General features: G+C 67.3%; 19 protein-coding genes. 15 read left to right on the top strand and 4 right to left on the bottom strand.

Annotated elements, in window-relative coordinates; genetic code table 11:
* The first annotated feature begins 96 nt into the window (after nt 1-96).
* From BDW41_RS10295 to BDW41_RS10280, 4 genes are all read left to right on the top strand, one after another.
* Nucleotides 97-981, top strand: coding sequence for an alpha/beta fold hydrolase (locus BDW41_RS10295; RefSeq protein WP_074551604.1), 885 nt, complete (start codon nt 97-99; stop codon nt 979-981).
* 67 nt (nt 982-1048) lie between these two features.
* On the top strand, nt 1049-2107 hold the full coding sequence (locus tag BDW41_RS10290; protein ID WP_074551470.1) for an NADH:flavin oxidoreductase/NADH oxidase: 1059 nt from the start codon (nt 1049-1051) through the stop codon (nt 2105-2107).
* 13 nt (nt 2108-2120) lie between these two features.
* Complete coding sequence (locus BDW41_RS10285; RefSeq protein ID WP_074551606.1) at nt 2121-2993, top strand: pirin family protein; 873 nt, start codon at nt 2121-2123, stop codon at nt 2991-2993.
* Between the two features lie 79 nt (nt 2994-3072).
* Nucleotides 3073-3375: a DUF962 domain-containing protein gene (locus BDW41_RS10280; RefSeq protein ID WP_074551472.1), complete on the top strand. Its 303-nt coding sequence runs from the start codon at nt 3073-3075 to the stop codon at nt 3373-3375.
* A 24-nt stretch (nt 3376-3399) separates the two neighbouring features.
* On the opposite strand, the gene BDW41_RS10275 is transcribed toward BDW41_RS10280, so the two are convergent.
* Nucleotides 3400-3789, bottom strand: a complete 390-nt coding sequence (locus tag BDW41_RS10275; protein WP_074551473.1) for a cytochrome c — start codon at nt 3787-3789, stop codon at nt 3400-3402.
* A gap of 114 nt (nt 3790-3903) precedes the next feature.
* Between BDW41_RS10275 and BDW41_RS10270 the strand changes: the two genes are divergently transcribed.
* On the top strand, nt 3904-4767 hold the full coding sequence (locus BDW41_RS10270; RefSeq protein ID WP_074551475.1) for a tRNA threonylcarbamoyladenosine dehydratase: 864 nt from the start codon (nt 3904-3906) through the stop codon (nt 4765-4767).
* A 144-nt stretch (nt 4768-4911) separates the two neighbouring features.
* Here BDW41_RS10270 and phbB read toward each other — a convergent pair whose 3' ends face one another.
* A complete protein-coding gene (gene phbB / locus BDW41_RS10265) occupies nt 4912-5652 on the bottom strand; it encodes an acetoacetyl-CoA reductase (RefSeq protein ID WP_074551477.1) in 741 nt (246 codons plus the stop codon).
* A gap of 154 nt (nt 5653-5806) precedes the next feature.
* Entirely contained in the window at nt 5807-6667 is an 861-nt protein-coding gene (gene gluQRS / locus BDW41_RS10260) for a tRNA glutamyl-Q(34) synthetase GluQRS (RefSeq protein ID WP_074551479.1), read from the bottom strand.
* A gap of 156 nt (nt 6668-6823) precedes the next feature.
* Between gluQRS and htpX the strand changes: the two genes are divergently transcribed.
* The 7 genes from htpX to BDW41_RS10225 all read left to right on the top strand — a co-directional run bounded on the left by htpX (nt 6824) and on the right by BDW41_RS10225 (nt 12854).
* Entirely contained in the window at nt 6824-7723 is a 900-nt protein-coding gene (gene htpX / locus BDW41_RS10255) for a protease HtpX (protein WP_074551480.1), read from the top strand.
* A 105-nt stretch (nt 7724-7828) separates the two neighbouring features.
* Nucleotides 7829-9700, top strand: coding sequence for a molecular chaperone HtpG (gene htpG / locus BDW41_RS10250; RefSeq protein WP_074551481.1), 1872 nt, complete (start codon nt 7829-7831; stop codon nt 9698-9700).
* Between the two features lie 250 nt (nt 9701-9950).
* The gene (locus BDW41_RS10245) at nt 9951-10853 is read left to right on the top strand and encodes an AEC family transporter (protein WP_199535319.1); all 903 of its coding nucleotides are present in this window, start codon (nt 9951-9953) and stop codon (nt 10851-10853) included.
* 7 nt (nt 10854-10860) lie between these two features.
* Complete coding sequence (locus BDW41_RS10240) at nt 10861-11223, top strand: DUF4440 domain-containing protein (RefSeq protein WP_233496832.1); 363 nt, start codon at nt 10861-10863, stop codon at nt 11221-11223.
* Nucleotides 11224-11251: 28 nt separating this feature from the next.
* Nucleotides 11252-11650: an RNA-binding S4 domain-containing protein gene (locus tag BDW41_RS10235; protein ID WP_074551482.1), complete on the top strand. Its 399-nt coding sequence runs from the start codon at nt 11252-11254 to the stop codon at nt 11648-11650.
* A gap of 103 nt (nt 11651-11753) precedes the next feature.
* Nucleotides 11754-12335 (top strand): response regulator, encoded by a 582-nt coding sequence (locus tag BDW41_RS10230; RefSeq protein WP_074551483.1) that lies wholly within the window; start codon nt 11754-11756, stop codon nt 12333-12335.
* Nucleotides 12336-12602: 267 nt separating this feature from the next.
* On the top strand, nt 12603-12854 hold the full coding sequence (locus tag BDW41_RS10225; protein WP_110301581.1) for a hypothetical protein: 252 nt from the start codon (nt 12603-12605) through the stop codon (nt 12852-12854).
* 60 nt (nt 12855-12914) lie between these two features.
* Here the strand turns inward: BDW41_RS10225 and mutS are convergent, their stop codons facing one another.
* Nucleotides 12915-15491 carry a DNA mismatch repair protein MutS gene (gene mutS / locus BDW41_RS10220; RefSeq protein ID WP_110301580.1) on the bottom strand — a complete coding sequence of 859 codons (2577 nt, stop codon included), beginning with the start codon at nt 15489-15491 and terminating at the stop codon, nt 12915-12917.
* A gap of 179 nt (nt 15492-15670) precedes the next feature.
* Between mutS and BDW41_RS10215 the strand changes: the two genes are divergently transcribed.
* The 3 genes from BDW41_RS10215 (at nt 15671) to BDW41_RS10205 (ending at nt 18777) form a co-directional block, all read left to right on the top strand.
* Nucleotides 15671-17056, top strand: coding sequence for an amidohydrolase family protein (locus tag BDW41_RS10215; RefSeq protein WP_074551488.1), 1386 nt, complete (start codon nt 15671-15673; stop codon nt 17054-17056).
* A complete protein-coding gene (locus BDW41_RS10210; protein WP_074551490.1) occupies nt 17043-18185 on the top strand; it encodes a membrane dipeptidase in 1143 nt (380 codons plus the stop codon). The genes BDW41_RS10215 and BDW41_RS10210 overlap by 14 nt, the downstream gene beginning before the upstream one ends.
* A gap of 85 nt (nt 18186-18270) precedes the next feature.
* Nucleotides 18271-18777 carry a CinA family protein gene (locus BDW41_RS10205; protein ID WP_074551492.1) on the top strand — a complete coding sequence of 169 codons (507 nt, stop codon included), beginning with the start codon at nt 18271-18273 and terminating at the stop codon, nt 18775-18777.
* Nucleotides 18778-18852 lie beyond the last annotated feature (75 nt).

The following is an 18852-nucleotide window of genomic DNA, read 5'->3' as shown; positions in this document are numbered from 1 at the left end:
AAAAGGCCGGCACACGCCGGCCTTTTCCTTGCGCGGCTTTTTCCATGCGCGTGGATTCGCTAGCCTGCCAGTCTTTATTCCCGTCGCGTGCCGCGCATGTCCGCATCGCTTTCTGTGTCCACCACGCTTCCACCATGCGATGTGTTGCCCGTCACCACGGCCGACGGCGCGCATGCGGACGTGTTGCTGCAATGTCCCGCTGCGCAGCCGAGTCGATTGCTCTATTGGTTGCCAGCGCTGGGTGTGGCGGCCAAGCACTACCTGCCCTTGGCGCAGGCGCTGGCCGAGCACGGCCTTGCCGTGGCCATCCATGAATGGCGCGGCATCGGTTCCAGCGACAAGCGCGCAGGGCGGCGGGAAAACTGGGGCTACAAGGAGTTGCTGCAGGATGACATCCCGGCCGGCATTGCCGCAGCGCACGCCCGTTTGCCGCAGGCGCGCCTGTACCTTGGCGGCCACAGCCTGGGCGCGCAGATCGCAGCGCTTTACGCCAGCCTGCATCCGCACGACGTCGCTGGCCTGCTGGCGGTGGCGAGCGGTTCGCCATATTGGCGGCAGTTTCCGCAGGGGCGGCTGCTGTGGCCCGCCTATGCGCTGGCGCCGTGGCTGGCGCGGCTGGTCGGCCATCTGCCGGGGCGCAAATTGAGCTTCGGCGGCAATGAGGCGCGGCAACTGATCGACGACTGGGCGCGCTCCGGCCGCACGGGCCGCTACGCCGCCGTGGGCATGGATGTCGACTTCGAGCACTTGCTCAGCCGGCTGCGCGTTCCGGTATTGGGGCTGCGCATGCAGGACGACTGGCTCGCGCCGCCGGCATCGCTGTCATGGTTGCTGGGGAAAATGCCCGCCAGCCCTTCGGTGCAGCAAGTGATTACGGGCGCGGACCTCGGCAGCGACAAGGCGGACCATTTCGGCTGGATGAAGATGCCCGGACCGGTCGCGGCGCGCATCGCCGCATGGCTGGATGCGCAATCTACCTGATCGAGTACTTGAACGCGGCGGCCGGCGCCGGCATCTGTGGCAGACGTTTTTTCCTAGAGCGGATCCGATGAAACTCTTCACTCCCTACGCGCAACGCAGCGTCACGCTTCGCAACCGCATCGTGATCGCGCCGATGTGCCAGTACTCGGCCGTCGACGGCCTGCCCAACGATTGGCATCTGGTGCACCTGGGCAGCCGCGCGGTGGGCGGCGCGGGCCTGGTGATCGTCGAGGCCACGGCGGTTTCCGCCGAAGGGCGCATCTCCCCGGGCGACGTGGGCCTGTGGAGCGACGCGCACCAGCAGGCATGGCAACCCATCACCGGCTTCGTGAAGGCCCAGGGCGCCGTGGTCGGCGTCCAGCTGGCGCATGCGGGCCGCAAGGCCAGTGCGCAGCGGCCGTGGGAGGGCGGTGGCCCGCTCAGCGCCGAGCAGGGCGCGTGGCCGACGGTGGCGCCGTCGGCGGTGCCGTTCGACAAGCACTGGCATGTGCCGCAGGCGTTGGACAAGGCGGGCATCGCCCAGGTAATCGCCGACTTCCGCGCCGCCGCCGTGCGCGCGCTGGCGGCGGGCTTCGAGTTGATCGAACTGCACGGCGCCCATGGTTACCTGCTGCACCAGTTCCTGTCGCCGCTGAGCAACCAGCGCACCGACGAATACGGCGGCAGCTTCGAGAACCGCACGCGGCTGGTGCGCGAAGTGATCACCGCCGTGCGCGAAGTGTGGCCGGAGCACCTGCCACTGTGGCTGCGCATTTCCGCCACCGACTGGGCCGATGGCGGCTGGGATATCGAGCAGAGCGTGCGGCTGGCGGCCGAGGTGAAGTCGATGGGCGTGGACCTGATCGACGTATCCAGCGGCGGCCTGATTCCGCACGTGAAGATCCCGGTATCGCCCGGCTATCAGGTGCCCTTCGCGGCCCGGCTGCGCCACGACGTGGGCATTGCTACCGGCGCGGTGGGCCTCATCACCGAATCCACACACGCCGCGCGCATCATCGAGGAAGGTTCGGCCGACGTGGTGCTGATCGCACGCGAGAGCCTGCGCGATCCGTACTTCCCGCGCCGCGCCGCACAGGAACTGGGTGTCGCGATCACCGCGCCCGTGCAGTACCAGCGCGCCTGGTAAACGAGGAGAGATGATGGAACAGCAACCAACGTTGATCGATGGCCGCGTGCACGACCTGGGCGACGGCTTCCATGTGCGTCGCCTGCTGCCGGTGCTGCAGGCGCGGCACGTGGGGCCGTTCGTATTCTTCGACTACATGGGGCCGGTGACCTTTCTCGACGACAAGGGCATGGACGTGCGCCCGCATCCGCACATCGGCCTCGCCACGGTCACGTGGCTGTTCGAAGGCGTGATCCGCCATCGCGACAGCATCGGCAACATCGCGGACATCCGTCCGGGCGAAGTGAACTGGATGACGGCGGGGCGCGGCATCGTGCACTCCGAGCGCACGCCGCCGGAAGCACGCGGTGGCGGCCAGCGTGCGCACGGCATCCAGGTATGGGTGGCCTTGCCGCAGAAAGACGCCGAAGTGGAACCCGAATTCCACCATCACGGCGCCGACGAACTGCCCAGGATCAGCCAGCCCGGTGCGGAACTGGTGCTGATTGCGGGCACCGCTTACGGCAAGGAATCGCCGGTGAAAGTGTTCGCGCCGATGTTCTTCATCGAGGCCACGCTGGAGGCTGGCGCCGAATTGGCGTGGCCGGAGCAGCACATCGAACGCGGCGTCTGCGTGGTCGACGGCGCAGTGGAATGGGACGGCGTGACCGTGCAGCCCACGCAGGCCGCCGTGCAGACGGGAACGTTTTCGCCCGCGCTGCGCGCGCCCGTGAAAAGCCGCGTGATGCTGTTCGGCGGCGCGCCGCTGGATGGCGAGCGCCACCTGTGGTGGAACTTCGTGGCCAGCACGCGCGAGCGCATCGAGCAGGCGAAGGCGGACTGGTCGGCGCAACGCATGGGCAAGGTGGTCGGCGACGAGGAAGAGTTCATCCCACTGCCCGCCTGAAACAGCGCATGCTGCAGGCGCGCGTGCACTGGCGGACGGCCAGGCTTACCCTCTGGACGCATCGTCCACGGTGATCCTCATGTCCCAGTTCGCCAGCTTCCGCGACTTCTACCCGTTCTATCTGAACGAGCACAGCAACCGTCAATGTCGCCGCATGCATTTCATCGGCAGCACGCTGGTGCTGGCGGTGATCGTGCTGGCCATCGCCACCGGGCAGGCCTGGTGGCTGTTGCTGGCGCCGGTGGCGGGTTACGGCTGTGCGTGGATCGGCCACTTCGTGTTCGAGAAGAACCGGCCCGCCACGTTCACCCATCCGCTGTACAGCCTGATCGGCGACTGGGTGATGTACTGGCAGATCCTGCGGGGCAAGGTGAAGCTCTGATCGCTTCAGCCGCAGGCGGCGCCCTCAGCGGTACTGCTGGTGGCAGGACTGGCAGGTCTCGCCGATGGGCTTGATCGCCGCCGCCAGCGCCGCGCAGTCGCCCGGCGCCGCCTGCAGGGCTGCCAGGGTCTTCTCGCGCAGCTTGGCCGCCTCGTCCTTGAACGGTTGATCCACGCCCGGGAAGGACTCATCGATGTCCGCCTGGGTTTCCAGCAGGCGCGTCAGGTGATGCTGCGTCTGGGCCGCATCGCATTTCTGCGCCTTCACAGCCGCGCTGAGCACGCCGGCGTGGTGGGCCATCGTCGTCATCAGGGTATGCGAATACGGCTCGCGGTCGTGCAGCGCATTCATGGCGAACACGGTGCCGACGATGCCGATGACCAGGCCGAGCACGATCAGAAGGGCGGAGCGCATGCAGTGGAATCCCAGGCGGTGGCAGACAGGCCGCAAGCATAGCGTGAGCGTCTGCACGGCCGGCCGGTTCCCGATAAAATGCCGGACCTTCAAGGTGTTGTCATGGTTTCACAGATGCAGATCGAAAATGCCGCCACGGTGGAAGAACAGCGCGCGGACGCTGGCGTAGCGTTTCCGCGCGAGCGCTTCGCCGGTGTGGAGCGTCTCTATGGCGTGGGCAGCCTGGACCGGCTGATGCAGGCGCACGTGTGCGTCATCGGCATCGGCGGCGTCGGCTCGTGGGCGGCCGAGGCGCTGGCGCGCAGCGGCGTGGGGCATCTCACCCTGATCGACGCCGACGACATCTGCGTCTCCAACACCAATCGCCAGCTGCATGCACTGGATGGCGAGTACGGCAAGTCCAAGGTCAAGGTGATCGAGGCTCGCCTGCGTGCAATCAATCCGGCCATCAAGGTGGATGCGATCGAGCGCTTCCTCACCACCTCCACGCTGGACGAGTTGCTCGACCGTGGCTACGACGTGGTGCTCGATGCCTGCGATGCCTTCCGCGTCAAGCTGGAATCCATCGCCTGGTGCCGCCGCCGCAAGCTGCCGATGGTGACGGTGGGCTCCGCCGGCGGCCGCACCGATCCCACGCAGATCCGCGTGCGCGATCTGTCGCGCACCGAGCACGATGCGATGTTCAGCCTGATCCGCAAGAAGCTCCGGCAGGACTTCAACTTCCCGCGCAATCCCGACCGCTACTTCGGCGTGTCCGCGGTGTATTCACTGCAGAACGTGCAGTACCCGCAGCCCGACGGCACCGTGTGCGGCACGCGCCCGCCGGTCGCGAATGGCACGGAAGCGCTGAACCTGGCCTGCGGCGGCGGTCTGGGCGCGGCCACGCATGTCACCGGTGCGTTTGCCTTTGCGGCGGTGGGAAGGGTGATGGAGAGGCTGCTGGAAGGCGGAAAGACAGGAGTGAGAAACGAGAAGTGAGTAGTGAGAGAAAAGCCCGCACACACGCCGCGCTCTTCTCTTCAAGGTCAGGAGTGAGAAACGAGAAGTGAGAAACGAGAGAAAGCCTGCACGTATGCCGCGCTTTTCTCTCACTACTCACTCCTCTTCACTCACTTCTAGCCCTTACCACCCCATGTAATGCCCACCATTGATGGAGAGGTTCGCGCCGGTGATCCAGCCCGCTTCCTCTCCCGTCAGGAACGCCACCGCGTGGGCGATTTCCTCGGGCTTGCCCAGGCGTCCCACCGGAATCTGCGCAACGATCTTCTCGCGCACGTCCTCGGGCACGGCCATCACCATGTCGGTGCCCACGTAGCCGGGCGACACGGTGTTCACGGTGATGCCGAACTTGGCGTTTTCCTGCGCCAGCGAGATGGTGAAGCCATGCATGCCGGCCTTGGCGGCGGCGTAGTTGGCCTGGCCGTACTGGCCCTTCTGGCCGTTGATCGAGCTGATCTGCACGATGCGGCCCCACTTGCGGTGGCGCATGCTCTCGATCACCGGGCGGGTGACGTTGAAGCACGCGTTGAGGTTGGTGTTCACCACTTCCATCCACTGCGGATAGGTCATCTTGTGGAAGGTGGTGTCACGCGTGATGCCGGCATTGTTGACCAGGATCTCCACCGGGCCCAGCGCGCCTTCGATGATGCGCACCATGGCCTCGCAGGAGTCGGGATCCTTCACGTCGCCCGGCACCAGCAGCACTTCGATGCCTTCCTTTGCCATCAACTCCTTCACCGCCTCGGCCTTGGCCTGATCCCGGTAATTGGTGGCGACCCGATGTCCCTGGCGTGCGAGGTAGCGAATGATCGCGGTGCCGATACCGCCCGTGCCGCCAGTGACCAATGCCGTGCGTTGCGTCATGCCTGTTCTCCAAAGATGCCTATGCCCATGCGCCCCGGATCGTGCGGCCGGAACGCCGCCATGTCTACCATGCGCAACATGGCAAAACGTCTACGGAGAGTACGCCCTCTCGCGGTGTTGTTGGTGGCTGGCCGATGAAGCGGTGGAGGGCGCTTCAGGCGGCCGCGCGTTCGCTGCAGTGCGGCAGACGCTCGGGCGAGAAATGGGCCAGGGCGTGTTCGAGCAGCGCGGCCGGATCGTTCGTGTCCTGCCGCGCCGGCAGGTCGAGGAAATCCAGGGCGCGGCGCAGCGCCGGGGCCGGATGCGTGGGGTCCACCGGGTGCGCCCGCTCGGACTTGGAGAGTTTGCGGCCCTCGCCATCCAGCGCCAGCGGCAGGTGCAGGTAGGCCGGCGTGGGTAGGTCCAGGCAGCGCTGCAGGAAGATCTGCCGCGGCGTGGAATCGAGCAGGTCGTTGCCGCGCACCACCTGGGTGATGCCCTGGAAGGCGTCGTCCACCACGCAGGCCAGCTGGTAGGCGTAATAGCCCTCCACGCGCCGTATCACGAAATCCCCGGCGGCCAGGCGCAGGTTCTGGGTCTGCGGGCCTTGCAGGGAGTCCACGAAGGCGATGTCGACGTCCGGCACGCGCAAGCGCCAGGCCGGGGCGCGCGCCTCGACCGGCGCGGCCAGGCATTGGCCGTCCAGATGCAGCCCGCCGGCGAGGTCGTTGCGGCTGCACCAGCAGGGAAAGACCAGGCCCGCCGCCTTGAGCTGTTCGAAGGCGGCATCGTAGGCGTCCCGGCGCCGGGACTGGAACAGGGGCGGCGCGTCGGCCACCAGGCCGAAGGCGGGCAGGGCGCCGAGAATGCTTTCGGCGGAGCCCGGCATTTCGCGGGGCGGGTCGATGTCCTCCACGCGCAGCAGCCATTGGCCGCCTGCGTGGCGGGCGCACAGCCAGCTTCCCACGGCGGCCACGAGGGAACCGAAATGCAGATGGCCGGTCGGAGAGGGGGCGAATCGTCCGCGGTAGTTCATCGGACCATTTTACGGGCGCGGTGCGGCCGGCTGACGCCACCATGAAACACGCATGGCCGACACCTGCTTCTGGCCCTTGAAACCGCAAGATATCGCCACGATCCTTTCACGACGGCGAAAGCCGTGTCCCCTTTCATGACTGCCCGAGAGACAGCCATGCGTCGCATCGCATTGTTCCTGCTTACCAATATCGCCGTCCTTTTCCTGCTCAGCATCGTGTGCCATCTGTTCGGCATCGATCAGTGGGCCGCCGCCCGTGGTTACGGCGGCATGGGCAACCTGCTCGCCTACGCCGCCGTGATCGGCATGGGCGGCGCCTTCATCTCGCTGGCCATGTCCAAGTGGACGGCGAAAATGTCCACCGGCGCCCGCGTGATCGAACAGCCGCAGAACGAGGCCGAGCGCTGGCTGTTGGACACCGTGCGCCGCCACGCGCAGAACGCCGGCATCGGCATGCCCGAGGTGGCCATCTACGACGCGCCGGAAATGAACGCGTTCGCCACCGGCATGACCAGGAACAGCTCGCTGGTGGCCGTGAGCACCGGCCTGCTGCAGCAGATGGACCGCGAACAGGTGTCGGCCGTGCTCGGTCACGAGATCGGCCACGTCGCCAATGGCGACATGGTCACGCTGACCCTGATCCAGGGCGTGCTCAACACGCTGGTGATCGTGGCGGCCCGCGTGGTCGGCCGGCTGGTGGACAGCTGGCTGTCCGGTGGCCGCGACCGTGATGGCGGCGGTGGCATCGGCTACTTCGTGTCGGTGATGGTGCTGCAGATCGTGTTCGGCCTGTTTGCCTCGATCATCGTGGCGGCCTTCTCGCGCTGGCGCGAATTCCGCGCCGACGCCGCCGGCGCCAAGCTGGCCGGCCGTGGCGCCATGATCTCGGCCCTGCAGCGCCTGCAGGTGCAGCACGGCGAGAGCACCCTGCCGCAGACCATCGCCGCCTTCGGCATTTCCGGCCACCTGGCGAACGGCCTGAAGGGCCTGTTCATGAGCCACCCGCCGCTGGAAGAGCGCATCGCCGCGCTGCAGAACGCCTCGGCCAACGGCTGATCGTCTTCACCCGCTCTCCGACGGAGGGCGGGCATCATAGGGGGCCGATCCGTCGGCCCCCTTGCTTATCCTTTCCTTCGTCCGATCTTGCACGAGTCTTCCCGTATGACGAATACCGCGCCCGAAACCCGCAAATTCGAAGCCGAAGTCGCCCAGGTGCTGCACCTGGTCACCCACTCGCTCTACTCGCACAAGGAGATCTTCCTGCGCGAGCTGATCTCCAACGCCTCCGACGCCTGCGACAAGCTGCGCTTCGAGTCTCTCGCCCATCCCGACCTGCTCGGCGGCGAAGGCGAGCTGCAGATCGACGTGAGCTGGGACCCGCAGGCGCGCACCGTCACCGTGCATGACAACGGCATCGGCATGAGCCGCGACGAAGTGGTCGCCAACATCGGCACCATCGCCAGCTCCGGCACGCGCCGTTTCCTCGAGGCGATGAGCGCGGAGCAGAAGACCGACGCGCGCCTGATCGGCCAGTTCGGCGTGGGCTTCTACTCCGCCTTCGTCGTCGCCGACCGCGTCACCGTGCTCAGCCGCCGCGCCGACCTTCCGGCGAGCGAAGGCGTGAAATGGGAAAGCGACGGCAAGGGCGAATACAGCCTCTCCCCGGTCGACCTGCCCAAGCGCGGCACCTCGGTCATCCTGCACCTGAAGGCCGACGAGGACGAGTTCCTCAAGGGCTGGGAGCTGCGTTCGCTGATCCGCAAGTATTCGGACCACGTGGCCTTCCCGATCCGCATGCCCAAGGAAGTCGACGGCAAGCCCGGCGACGAATGGGAAACCGTCAACGACGCCTCGGCCCTGTGGGCCAAGCCGCGCAACGAGATTTCCGACGAGGACTACCAGAGCTTCTACAAATCGCTCGGCCACGATTTCAACGACGCACTGGCGTGGACGCACAACCGCGTCGAGGGCAGCCAGAGCTTCACCACGCTCCTGTACATCCCCGAGCAGCCGCCGTTCGACCTGATGATGGGCGGGCGCGACGAGCGCAAGGGCTTGAAGCTCTACATCAAGCGCGTCTTCATCATGGACGCGGCCGAGGAACTGCTGCCCAACTACCTGCGCTTCGTGCGTGGCGTGGTGGACGCGGATGACCTGCCGCTCAACGTGAGCCGCGAAATCCTGCAGCACAATCGCCAGCTGGAACGCATCCGCGCGGCCTGCGTGAAGCGCGTGCTCGACCTGCTGGAAAAACTCGCGCGCGACGAACCCGAGAAGTACGCCACCTTCTACAAGGCCTTCGGCAACACGCTGAAGGAAGGCATCGCCGAAGATCCCGCCAACCGCGAGCGCATCGCCAAGCTGCTGCGCTTCGCCTCCACCAAGGGCGAGGGCGCGGCGCAGACCGTATCGCTGGACGACTACATCGCACGCATGCCCATCGGCCAGGAGGCCATCTGGTACATCACCGCCGACAGCTATGCGGCGGCGGCGGGCAGCCCCCAGCTGGAGGCGTTCCGCGCCAAGAGTGTCGAAGTGCTGCTGATGTTCGACCGCATCGACGAATGGATGCTCAACAGCCTCCACGAGTACGCCGGCAAGAAGCTGCGCAACGTCGCCAAGGGCGAACTGCCGCTGGACGAAGCCGACAAGAAGCACCAGGAAGAAGTCAGCAAGGCGGCCGAGCCGCTGGTGCACAAGCTCAAGGAACTGCTGGGCGACCGCGTCGGCGACGTGCGCGTGTCCGCACGCCTCACCGACTCGCCCTCGTGCCTTGCCCTGTCGGACTACGAAATGGCACCGCATCTCGCGCGCCTGCTGCGCGAGGCAGGCCATGAAGTACCCACCGCCAAGCCGACGCTGGAAGTGAATCCCCAGCATCCGCTGCTCAAGCGCGTGGAAAACGAAAGCGACCCGGCCAGGTCCACCGACCTCGCCAACCTTCTGCTCGACCAGGCGGAGATCGCGGCGGGTGCGCAGTTGCCGGATCCGGCAGCGTTCGTGCAGCGTTTGAACCGTTTGATTTCGGGGTAAGGCCGAGTAACCCGAGCCCTCCCACGCTCGTCATTCCGGCGCTGGCCGGAATCCAGTAGCGTGAGGGCTGGGTTCTAGCGACTGCCCGGAGTGTTTTTCAATCGCGCAATTCAATGCGTGGCGAAAACCGGCTCGTGACGCCACTGGATTCCGGCCTGCGCCGGAATGACGAGCTTGTGGCGGCCTGCACCGAACGAAGCTACTCCGAAACGGCCGCTATACTGCGGCCGTTTCGTTGTCCGGAAACTCCATGAGCGCACTGCTGCTGCTTTTCATCTGCCTGCTGCTTGGCGTATGCGTGGCGCGCTTTGCCAGGCCGCCGGCCGGTATCGTGCATGGCATCAACTGGTGGGTGATCAACATCGCGCTGCCGGCGCTGGTGTTGGCGCTGGTGCCCAAGGTGAAGGTGAATGCGCAGCTGTGGTTTCCGGTGGCTGCAATGTGGGTGGTGTTCTTTGGCGCATGGCTGTTGTTCGCCGTGCTGGGCCGGTTGCTGGGCTGGTCGCGCGGGCGCATCGGTGCGTTGACGGTGGTGTGCGGCCTGGGCAATACGTCGTTCATGGGTTATCCCATGATGCAGGCGCTGCACGGCAAGGAAGGGCTGGCGCTGGCCGTGGTCGCGGACCAGCTGGGATGTTTTCCCTTGCTTGCCTCCGCGGGCGTGGTGGTGGCGTCGCTGTACGCCGGGCGGGCGCCGCAACCGGCGGTCATCGTGCGACGCGTGCTGACGTTTCCCGCTTTTATTTCGCTGGTGGTGGGCGTGGTGGCGGGTGCGCTGGGTGGCTGGCCGCCGGTGCTCGATGGCGTGTTCGCGCCCATCGGCGCCACGCTCACGCCGTTGGCGCTGTTCTCGGTGGGCCTGCAGTTCAAGTTTCATCTCGGTGAGCGGCAACTGCCGCCCTTGTTGCTTGGATTGGGCTGGAAGCTCTTGCTCGCGCCGCTGGTGGCGTGGCTGATCGGTATCGCCGCTGGCGTCCATGGAATGACGCTGACCGTCGGCGTGTTGCAGGCCGCGATGGCGCCGATGATCTCGGCGGCGATCCTGGCCGATGAATACGAACTGGAGCCGACCCTGGCCAATACCGTGCTGGGCGCCGGCATCGTGCTGTCGCTGGTCACCATTCCGCTGGGCAACCTGTTGCTTGGCGCATGAGGGAACGATGATGGATCTTGCAGCGCACTTGCTGGACCTGGAAACCCGTCTGCACCGCCAGGACGTGCGCGCGGACGCAGCCGCGCTGCGGGAGCTGATCGCCGAGGACTTCTTCGAATTCGGCGTGTCGGGCACGGTGTGGACGCGCGAGGCCGTGATCGAGGCGCTGCGCGGCGAATCGTTCTCGCCGCGCGAAGTCACCGATTTTCGCCTGACCTTGCTGGCCGACGACGTGGCGCTGGTGACGTATCGCGGCCACCGTTTCGCGACGCCGGAGCGTCCCGCATCGGATTCGCTGCGCAGTTCCATCTGGCGGCTGCGCGATGGGCGGTGGCAGATGCGCTTTCACCAGGGCACGCTGCTGTCGTAGCGGTGTCGGCTTGAGCGAAAATAGGCGTATGGCTTCTCCCGACACTTCTTTACCGCCTGCCGTTCGCGCCGATGTGTGGCTATGGGCCGCGCGTTTCTTCAAGACCCGCAGCCTGGCCAAGCAGGCCATCGACGGCGGCAAGATCGACCTCAACGACGGCGCGTGCAAACCGGCCAAGGCGGTGCACGTGGGCGATGTGTTCCGCATCGGCCGGGGTGAGGAACGCCTCGAAGTGGAAGTGCTGGCGCTATCGGAAAAGCGTGGCCCAGCCAGCGTGGCGCAGGCGCTTTATCGCGAAAGCGAGGCGAGTGTTGCCGCACGCGAAGCGGCGAAGGCCCAGCGCAAGCTTGTGGGCGCCATGGCTCCGCCAGGTCGTCCGGACAAGCAGGCACGTCGAGAATTGCGACGCCTTAAGGATTCCATGTGAGTCGCCCATCTCAGAACGCATGGCGGATCTGAGTAAGCATGTCTTCCACGGAAAGCCGCGCGGGCGCGCGGTTTTTCCAAGGTCAGGCAGTGGGGAGGACACAATGGCGAGCATGGGATTCCTGAAGCGGTTGCTTGGGGGTACGACGCCGGAGCGGGCGGATCAGACGTGGCGCAAGACCACGCAAGGTGCACGGATACTGGTGGTGGACGATTCGGCGACCATCCGGGCCGTGCTGGGCCGCATGCTGGAAGTGGATGGCTACGAAGTAGTGCGCGCCGCCGATGGTGAAAGCGCCCTGGAGATGGCCCGTGCCGAGCCGCCGGCGATGATCTTCCTGGACATCGTGCTGCCGGGCATGAATGGCTTTGCCGTATTGCGCGCCCTGCGCCACGATCCGCTCACGCAGCACGTGCCCATCGTGATGATCAGCGGCAACCAGCAGGCCACCGAACAGTTCTACGTGCAGCGTTTCGGCGCCGACGATTTCATCAGCAAGCCGTTTGGTCAGGCCGAAGTGGCGCGCAGCATCGATCGCCTGGTGGGCTTCGGCCGGCTGTCCGCGCGCGAGGCGGCCAAGGTGGTGTCGTTGCCGGTATCGGTGCCGGTGGAGACCATTCCCGCCATGCTGGCGAACGCCTCGGAAGAACCGCCGGCGGTCAGCGTTCCCGAACTGGCCGCCTGAGGCGGCCTCCACCCAAGACGAAGGGCGGTGCTCTCGCGAGACACCGCCCTCGGTCCTGCCCAAACGGCTTGGCTGGCACCTGGCTGGCTTGACGATGACTCTAGGGCAGGCGCCTGGACAGGGGAATTCGATAGTTCCGATGCCGGCTATAGTCCCTGGCTATCTCGCAATGTAGGCCGGCGGCTGAATGCGGATTTGCGGCTTTCACGTGCGCGCGACCCGGCCTGCCACAGGATGCCGGCTCCTTCACTGGTCGGAGACGGTGCCGTGGCAGAGCGCATTCAGGACGGCGATATGGTCTTCGTGGCCGACGGTGAAGACGGCGTCGGCTCGGTCCGTCGGATTCTTGCCGACGGCCAGACGCTGGTGGTGTACATCGAGAACGGCGGCGATTTCGAGATACCGATGGGCGCGGTACGCGCGGTGCACTCCGGCAAGGTCGTGCTCAACCTCGATCACCTGCCCACGCCGGTGCTGGAAGCCATCGGCAACGCCCGGAAATCCGAATACCCGCATTGACGCTGCCAGCGGCCGAATGGCCGGGAAAGGCCGCGCCTGAGGCGAGGCCTTTCACCGTGCTCAGGGCAGCGACTTGAGGCGATAAAGCGCTTCCAGCGCCTCGCGCGGCGTCATCGCATCGGGATCGATGCCTTCCAGTGCACGCTCCACCACCGATGGCGCGGCGGCGAACAGGCCCATCTGCGGCGACTCCTGCGCCGTCGCGTGAGTGCCTGCCGCGGAGGCGTGCTGGTACATGCCGCGCTCCAGCTCGGCCAGCGTGCGCCGCGCATCGGCGATCACCGACTTGGGCAACCCCGCCAGCGCGGCCACCTGCAGGCCGAAGCTGCGGTTGGCCGGGCCTTCCTTCACCGCGTGCATGAACACCAGCTGCTCGCCGTACTCGACGGCGTCCAGGTGCACGTTGGCGATGGACGGGTACTCGTTCGCCAGCTCGGTGAGTTCGAAGTAGTGCGTGGCGAACAAGGTGTACGAGCGGCTGCTCGCGGCCAGGTGCACGGCGGCGGCGCGGGCGAGCGCCAGGCCGTCGTAGGTGCTGGTGCCGCGGCCCACTTCGTCCATCAGCACCAGGCTGTGCTCGGTGGCGTTGTGCAGGATGTTGGCGGTCTCGCTCATCTCCACCATGAAGGTGGACTGGCCGCGCGAGAGGTCATCGCCCGCGCCGATGCGCGTGAACACGCGGTCGATCGGGCCGATCACCGCGCGCGATGCCGGCACGTAGCTGCCGATGTGGGCGAGCAGCACGATCAGCGCGTTCTGCCGCATGTAGGTGGATTTGCCGCCCATGTTCGGACCGGTGATGACCAGCATGCGGCGGCTGTCGTCCAGCATCAGGTCGTTGGGCTCGAACGGCTCGTCGCGCACTTTTTCCACCACCGGATGGCGGCCGCGCTCGATGGCGATGCCGGGTTCGTCGGTGAGCTCGGGCGCGCTCCAGTCCAGCGCTACCGCGCGTTCGGTGAGCGTGGCCACCACGTCCAGCTCGGCCATCGCGGCGGCGGCGTTCTTGAGCGGTTCGAGTTGCTCGATGAGCGTGTCCAGCAGGGCTTCGTACAGGGCGCGCTCGCGCATCAGCGAGCGCTCCTTGGCCGAGAGCACCTTGTCCTCGAAGGTCTTCAGTTCTTCGGTGATGTAGCGCTCGGCGTTCTTGGTGGTCTGGCGGCGCGTGTAATGCGTGGGCGCCTTGTCCGCCTGGCCCTTGCTGATCTCGATGTAGTAGCCGTGCACGCGGTTGTAGCCGACCTTGAGCGTGGCGATGCCGCTGGCGGCCTTTTCGCGCTCTTCCAGCTCGACCAGGTATTGGTCGGCATGGGTGGAGAGGCGGCGCAGTTCATCGAGCTCGGCGTCGTAGCCGTCGGCGATGACGCCGCCGTCGCGCTGCAGTACCGGCGGCTGCGCCACCACGGCGCGGGCGAGCAGGGCGGCGGTGTCGGCGTGGTCGCCGATGCGTTCGACCAGGGCGTGCAGCAGCGGGCTGTCCAGCGAGGCGATCAGCGCGCGCAGCGACGGAGCGGCGGCAAGGCCATCGCGCAGCGTGGACAGGTCGCGCGGACGCGCCGAACGCAAGGCGACGCGCGCGAGGATGCGTTCCAGGTCGCCGATGCCGCGCAGCTGTTCGCGCAGCGGTTCGTGCTGGCGGCTGTCGATCAGGATGCCGATGGCCTGGTGGCGCGCGCGCAGCAGGTCGCGCGAACGCAGCGGGCGGTTGAGCCAGCGGCGCATGAGTCGCGCGCCCATCGGCGTGACGGTCTCGTCCAGCACGCCGAGCAGGGTGTGTTCGGTGCGTCCGCTGGGGTGCGTGTCCAGTTCCAGGTTGCGGCGCGTGGCGGCGTCCAAGGCGATGGTGTCGCCGGCGCTTTCCACTGCCATGCCGGAAAGGTGCGGCAGCGCGCTCTTCTGCGTCTCTTCCACATAGCCCAGCAGGCAGCCCGCCGCGGCGATGGCGAGCGGCAGGCGGTCGACGCCGAAACCGCCCAGGTCGCGCGTGCCGAAGAAACGGTTGAGCTCGCGCCGGGCGGCGTCGCCGTCGAAGTGCCAGGGCGGCCGGCGGCGCAGGCCGGGCAGGGTGCTGACGAACTTGGGCCAGGCCACGTCTTCGCCCACCAGTGTTTCGGCCGGTTGCAGGCGGGCCAGCTCGGAGGCCAGCGCCTCGGCGCTGGGCACCTCGCTGAGCAGGAAGCGGCCGCTGGCCAGATCTACCCAGGCGAGGCCGTAGGCGCCGTGGGCGCCGGCGGAGATCGACATCAGCAGGTTGTCGCGGCGCTCTTCCAGCAGCGCGGCGTCCGTCACCGTGCCGGGCGTGACGATGCGCACCACCTTGCGTTCCACCGGTCCCTTCGACGTGGCCGGGTCGCCGATCTGCTCGCAGATGGCCACCGACTCGCCCAGGCGCACCAGCCGCGCCAGGTAGTTTTCCACCGCGTGATAGGGCACGCCCGCCATCGGAATCGGCTGGCCTGCCGACTGGCCGCGCTGGGTCAGCGTGATGTCGAGCAGGCGCGCGGCCTTGCGCGCGTCGTCATAGAACAGCTCGTAGAAGTCGCCCATCCGGAAGAACAGCAGCACATCCGGGTGCTCGGCCTTGGCGCCGAGGTACTGGCGCATGAGGGGGGTGTGTTCGGTGCTGTGGTCGGCCATTCCCGTGCGGTGTCCTGATGCATGGCGGCAGCGCCGCGTGCGCTGGCCAAAGGCGCTCACTTTAACGGCTTGGTCCGGTCTTGTTGAGCGCGAGGGCCGGGGCCGCTATGGCAGGCGGGCTTGCGGAGCCAGCCGGCCTGCTTGTGAGCCTGCAAATCCGCTGTGTAGGATCGCGGGCCATGCCTATCTCCCAAACGGTTTTCCGCACGGCGGCGGCGCTGGCTCTTGCGCTGGCCGCACCCATCGTCCTTTCTGCCGGGAGCGAGGCAGCCAAGACACCGGAGAGCGCGACGCTCTACGCCGGCGCGACGGTGATCGACGGCACAGGCGCGGAGCCGCGCGCCGATCAGGACATCCTGGTGCGCGGCGAACGCATCGTGGCCGTGGGGCCGCATGGCGCGCTGAGCGGCGCGCAAGGCGTGCGCACGGTGGACCTGCATGGCAGCTACGTGATCCCGGGCCTCATCGACAGCCACGTGCACCTGGCCACGCCGCCGAATGCCAAACGTGCGCAGGCGATCCTGCGGCGCAACCTCTATGCCGGCGTCACGGCCGTGCGCGACATGGCGGACGACCTGCGTTCGGTCGGCGAACTCGCGCGTGAGGCGCGTGCGGGCGAGATTCCCTCGCCGGACATCTACTACGCCGCCCTGATGGCCGGCCCCGAGTTCTTCCTCGATCCACGCGTATCGGCGGCCAGTTATGGCGTGACCCCGGGCAAGAGTCCGTGGATGCAGTCCATCGACGAGAACACCGATCTGCACGAGGCGGTGACGCTGGCGCGCGGCACCTCCGCCACGGCGCTCAAGGTGTACGCGGACCTGCCGCCCGACCTGGTCGCGAAGATCACCGCCGAAGCGCACCGGCAGAACATCCTGGTGTGGGCGCATAGCGCGGTGTTCCCGACGCGCCCGGCCGATGTCATCAATGCCGGCGTCGATGTGGTCAGCCACGCCTGCTATCTGGCGTACCAGCTCGAACCGGTGATGCTGAAATCCTACGAGGACCACACGCCGTTCCACGACCCCTTGCTGGCGCCCACGGGGGATGATCCCGTCATCGCCGGCCTTTACCGGGACATGCTCAAGCACGGCACCATTCTCGATGCCACCGGCAGCCTGTTCGTGCGCTATGACGCCGAACGCAAGGTGCATCCGGAGCGCAAGCCGCTGCGCTGCACCGGGCCGACCACCATCCGGCTGGTGCGCCAGGCGTGGCAGGCGGGCGTGCCGATCTCCGCCGGCACCGACAACGACGGCGGCGTCGACCGTGCATGGCCCACGCTGTACGACGAAATCTTCTTCCTCGCGCACGACGTGGGCATGCCGGCGTTGCAGGCGATCCGCTCGGCCACGCTGATCGGCGCCCAGGCGGCCGGTCAGGCGAAGGACATGGGCTCGATCGAGGCGGGCAAGCTGGCCAATTTCGCCGTGCTCGGGGCCGACCCGGTGAAGGACATTGGCAACCTTCGCAGCATCCGCATGACGGTGAAGCGCGGGCATGCGTACCCGCGTGCCGACTACCGGCCGGTAACCAAACAGGAGATGGGCGATGACGACGATTGACCGGCGCGGTTTCCTCACCAGCATGGCCTGGGCGGCCGCTGCGTCCGCGCTGCCCTGGCAGTCGTCGGCGGCGTCGCCGGCAAGCGCCGATGCGGCCGACGCGGGCATCATCGTCAACGCGCTGGGCGGCCTGGACGATCCCAATCGCGACACGGGCGCGCTGGTGCCCACGATCACGCCGCGCGTGCTGGCCGAGGCCCATGCGTCCGGCCTGACGGCGGTGAACATCACGCTGGGCTACGTATCCGGCCCGGACGACCCGTTCGAGGCCAGCGTGCGCGATATCGCCGCCACCGACGTGCTGGTGCGCGAACACGCGGGCGACCTGCTGAAGGTGCTCACCGCTGCGGATATCCGCCGCGCCAGGGCGGAGAAGAAGATCGGCCTTATCTACGGCTTCCAGAACGGCGCCATGATGGGCAACGACGCCAAACGCGTGGACATCTTCGCCGGCCTGGGCGTGCGCGTGTTCCAGCTCACCTACAACCCCGCCAATCAACTGGGCGACGGGTCGATGGCGCCGGAGAACCGCGGGCTGACGCCGTTCGGCCGCGTGGTGGTCGCGCGGCTCAACGAGTGCCGCGTGATGGTCGACCTGTCGCACAGCGGCGAGCGCACCTGCCTGGAGGCCGCGCGCGTTTCCAAGGCGCCCATCTCGATCAACCACACCGGCTGCCGCGCGGTGACAGACCTGCCGCGCAACAAGACCGACGCCGAACTCCGGCTGGTGGCGGAGAAGGGCGGCTTCGTCGGCATCTACTTCATGCCGTTCCTCAACGCTTCGGGTCACGTTCACGCGGCCGACGTGGTGGCCCACATCGATCACGCGATCAACGTGTGCGGCGAGGACCACGTGGGCATCGGCACCGATGGCCCGGTGACGCAGATCGACGATCTCCAGGCCTACCAGGCCCAACTGGCGAAGGAGATCGAACAGCGCCGCAAGGCCGGCATCAGCGCCGCCGGCGAGCGGCCCGACACCTATCCGTTCGCGGTGGACCTGCGTGGTCCGCAGCAGTTCCACCGGCTGGCGCAGCTGCTTGCGCAGAAGGGCTATTCCAGCGGGCGCATCGACAAGATCCTGGGGCTGAACTTCCTGCGTTACGCCGAGGCGGTGTGGGGCGGTTGATCCGGCGAACAGGCGCCGACCCTTGGCGGGGCGGCGCTGGCGCGGTAGAAGGAGCGACTTCCTCCCATTCCCCAGGGATATCCCCATGACGTTGTCCGTGCCCACCGACGCGGAACTCAAGGCGCTGGCCGAGCAAGTGGCCGCGGCGACCCAGCAGCGGCGCCTGATGATGGTGACGGCCGAGTCGTGCACCGGCGGCTGGATCGCCAAGGCACTGACCGATCTGCCGGGCAGTTCCGCCTGGTTCGATGCCGGCGTGGTGACCTACAGCTACGAAGCGAAGGAGGCGCTGCTGGGCGTCAATCCGCGCACGCTGGAGCGCACCGGCGCCGTCAGCGAGGAAACGGCGCTGGAAATGGTCTCGGGCGCGCTGTCGCGATTTGGCGCGGGCGTGGCGGTGGCCGTCACCGGCATCGCCGGTCCCAGTGGGGGCACGCCCGACAAGCCCGTCGGCACCGTCTGGATCGGCTGGAAGCGGCGCGGCGGCTACGCCTTCGCCCAGCTGTTCCACTTCGACGGCGACCGCGAAGCCGTGCGGCGCCAGACCGTGGCGGCCGCGCTCAACGGCGTCATCAGGCTGCTGGCGGACTGAGCCGCGGCTCGCCGCTGGGCGGCTTGACCGGTATGGGATACTGACCGGCCACAGATCGCAGCCCGTGAGACCAGT

The organism is Dyella sp. AtDHG13, from assembly GCF_003201105.1.
GTDB lineage: Bacteria > Pseudomonadota > Gammaproteobacteria > Xanthomonadales > Rhodanobacteraceae > Dyella > Dyella jiangningensis_B.
Note: the sequence above shows the minus strand (reverse complement) of the source record. Positions and strands in the feature narration are given on the sequence as shown.

What these genes read in the sequence shown, in the direction of transcription:
- BDW41_RS10295 (WP_074551604.1), top strand. Translation starts at nt 97, where the DNA reads ATGTCCGCATCGCTTTCTGTGTCCACCACGCTTCCACCATGCGATGTG.
- BDW41_RS10290 (WP_074551470.1), top strand. Translation starts at nt 1,049, where the DNA reads ATGAAACTCTTCACTCCCTACGCGCAACGCAGCGTCACGCTTCGCAAC.
- BDW41_RS10285 (WP_074551606.1), top strand. Translation starts at nt 2,121, where the DNA reads ATGGAACAGCAACCAACGTTGATCGATGGCCGCGTGCACGACCTGGGC.
- BDW41_RS10280 (WP_074551472.1), top strand. Translation starts at nt 3,073, where the DNA reads ATGTCCCAGTTCGCCAGCTTCCGCGACTTCTACCCGTTCTATCTGAAC.
- BDW41_RS10275 (WP_074551473.1), bottom strand. Translation starts at nt 3,789, where the DNA reads ATGCGCTCCGCCCTTCTGATCGTGCTCGGCCTGGTCATCGGCATCGTC.
- BDW41_RS10270 (WP_074551475.1), top strand. Translation starts at nt 3,904, where the DNA reads ATGCAGATCGAAAATGCCGCCACGGTGGAAGAACAGCGCGCGGACGCT.
- phbB (WP_074551477.1), bottom strand. Translation starts at nt 5,652, where the DNA reads ATGACGCAACGCACGGCATTGGTCACTGGCGGCACGGGCGGTATCGGC.
- gluQRS (WP_074551479.1), bottom strand. Translation starts at nt 6,667, where the DNA reads ATGAACTACCGCGGACGATTCGCCCCCTCTCCGACCGGCCATCTGCAT.
- htpX (WP_074551480.1), top strand. Translation starts at nt 6,824, where the DNA reads ATGCGTCGCATCGCATTGTTCCTGCTTACCAATATCGCCGTCCTTTTC.
- htpG (WP_074551481.1), top strand. Translation starts at nt 7,829, where the DNA reads ATGACGAATACCGCGCCCGAAACCCGCAAATTCGAAGCCGAAGTCGCC.
- BDW41_RS10245 (WP_199535319.1), top strand. Translation starts at nt 9,951, where the DNA reads ATGAGCGCACTGCTGCTGCTTTTCATCTGCCTGCTGCTTGGCGTATGC.
- BDW41_RS10240 (WP_233496832.1), top strand. Translation starts at nt 10,861, where the DNA reads ATGATGGATCTTGCAGCGCACTTGCTGGACCTGGAAACCCGTCTGCAC.
- BDW41_RS10235 (WP_074551482.1), top strand. Translation starts at nt 11,252, where the DNA reads ATGGCTTCTCCCGACACTTCTTTACCGCCTGCCGTTCGCGCCGATGTG.
- BDW41_RS10230 (WP_074551483.1), top strand. Translation starts at nt 11,754, where the DNA reads ATGGCGAGCATGGGATTCCTGAAGCGGTTGCTTGGGGGTACGACGCCG.
- mutS (WP_110301580.1), bottom strand. Translation starts at nt 15,491, where the DNA reads ATGGCCGACCACAGCACCGAACACACCCCCCTCATGCGCCAGTACCTC.
- BDW41_RS10215 (WP_074551488.1), top strand. Translation starts at nt 15,671, where the DNA reads ATGCCTATCTCCCAAACGGTTTTCCGCACGGCGGCGGCGCTGGCTCTT.
- BDW41_RS10210 (WP_074551490.1), top strand. Translation starts at nt 17,043, where the DNA reads ATGACGACGATTGACCGGCGCGGTTTCCTCACCAGCATGGCCTGGGCG.
- BDW41_RS10205 (WP_074551492.1), top strand. Translation starts at nt 18,271, where the DNA reads ATGACGTTGTCCGTGCCCACCGACGCGGAACTCAAGGCGCTGGCCGAG.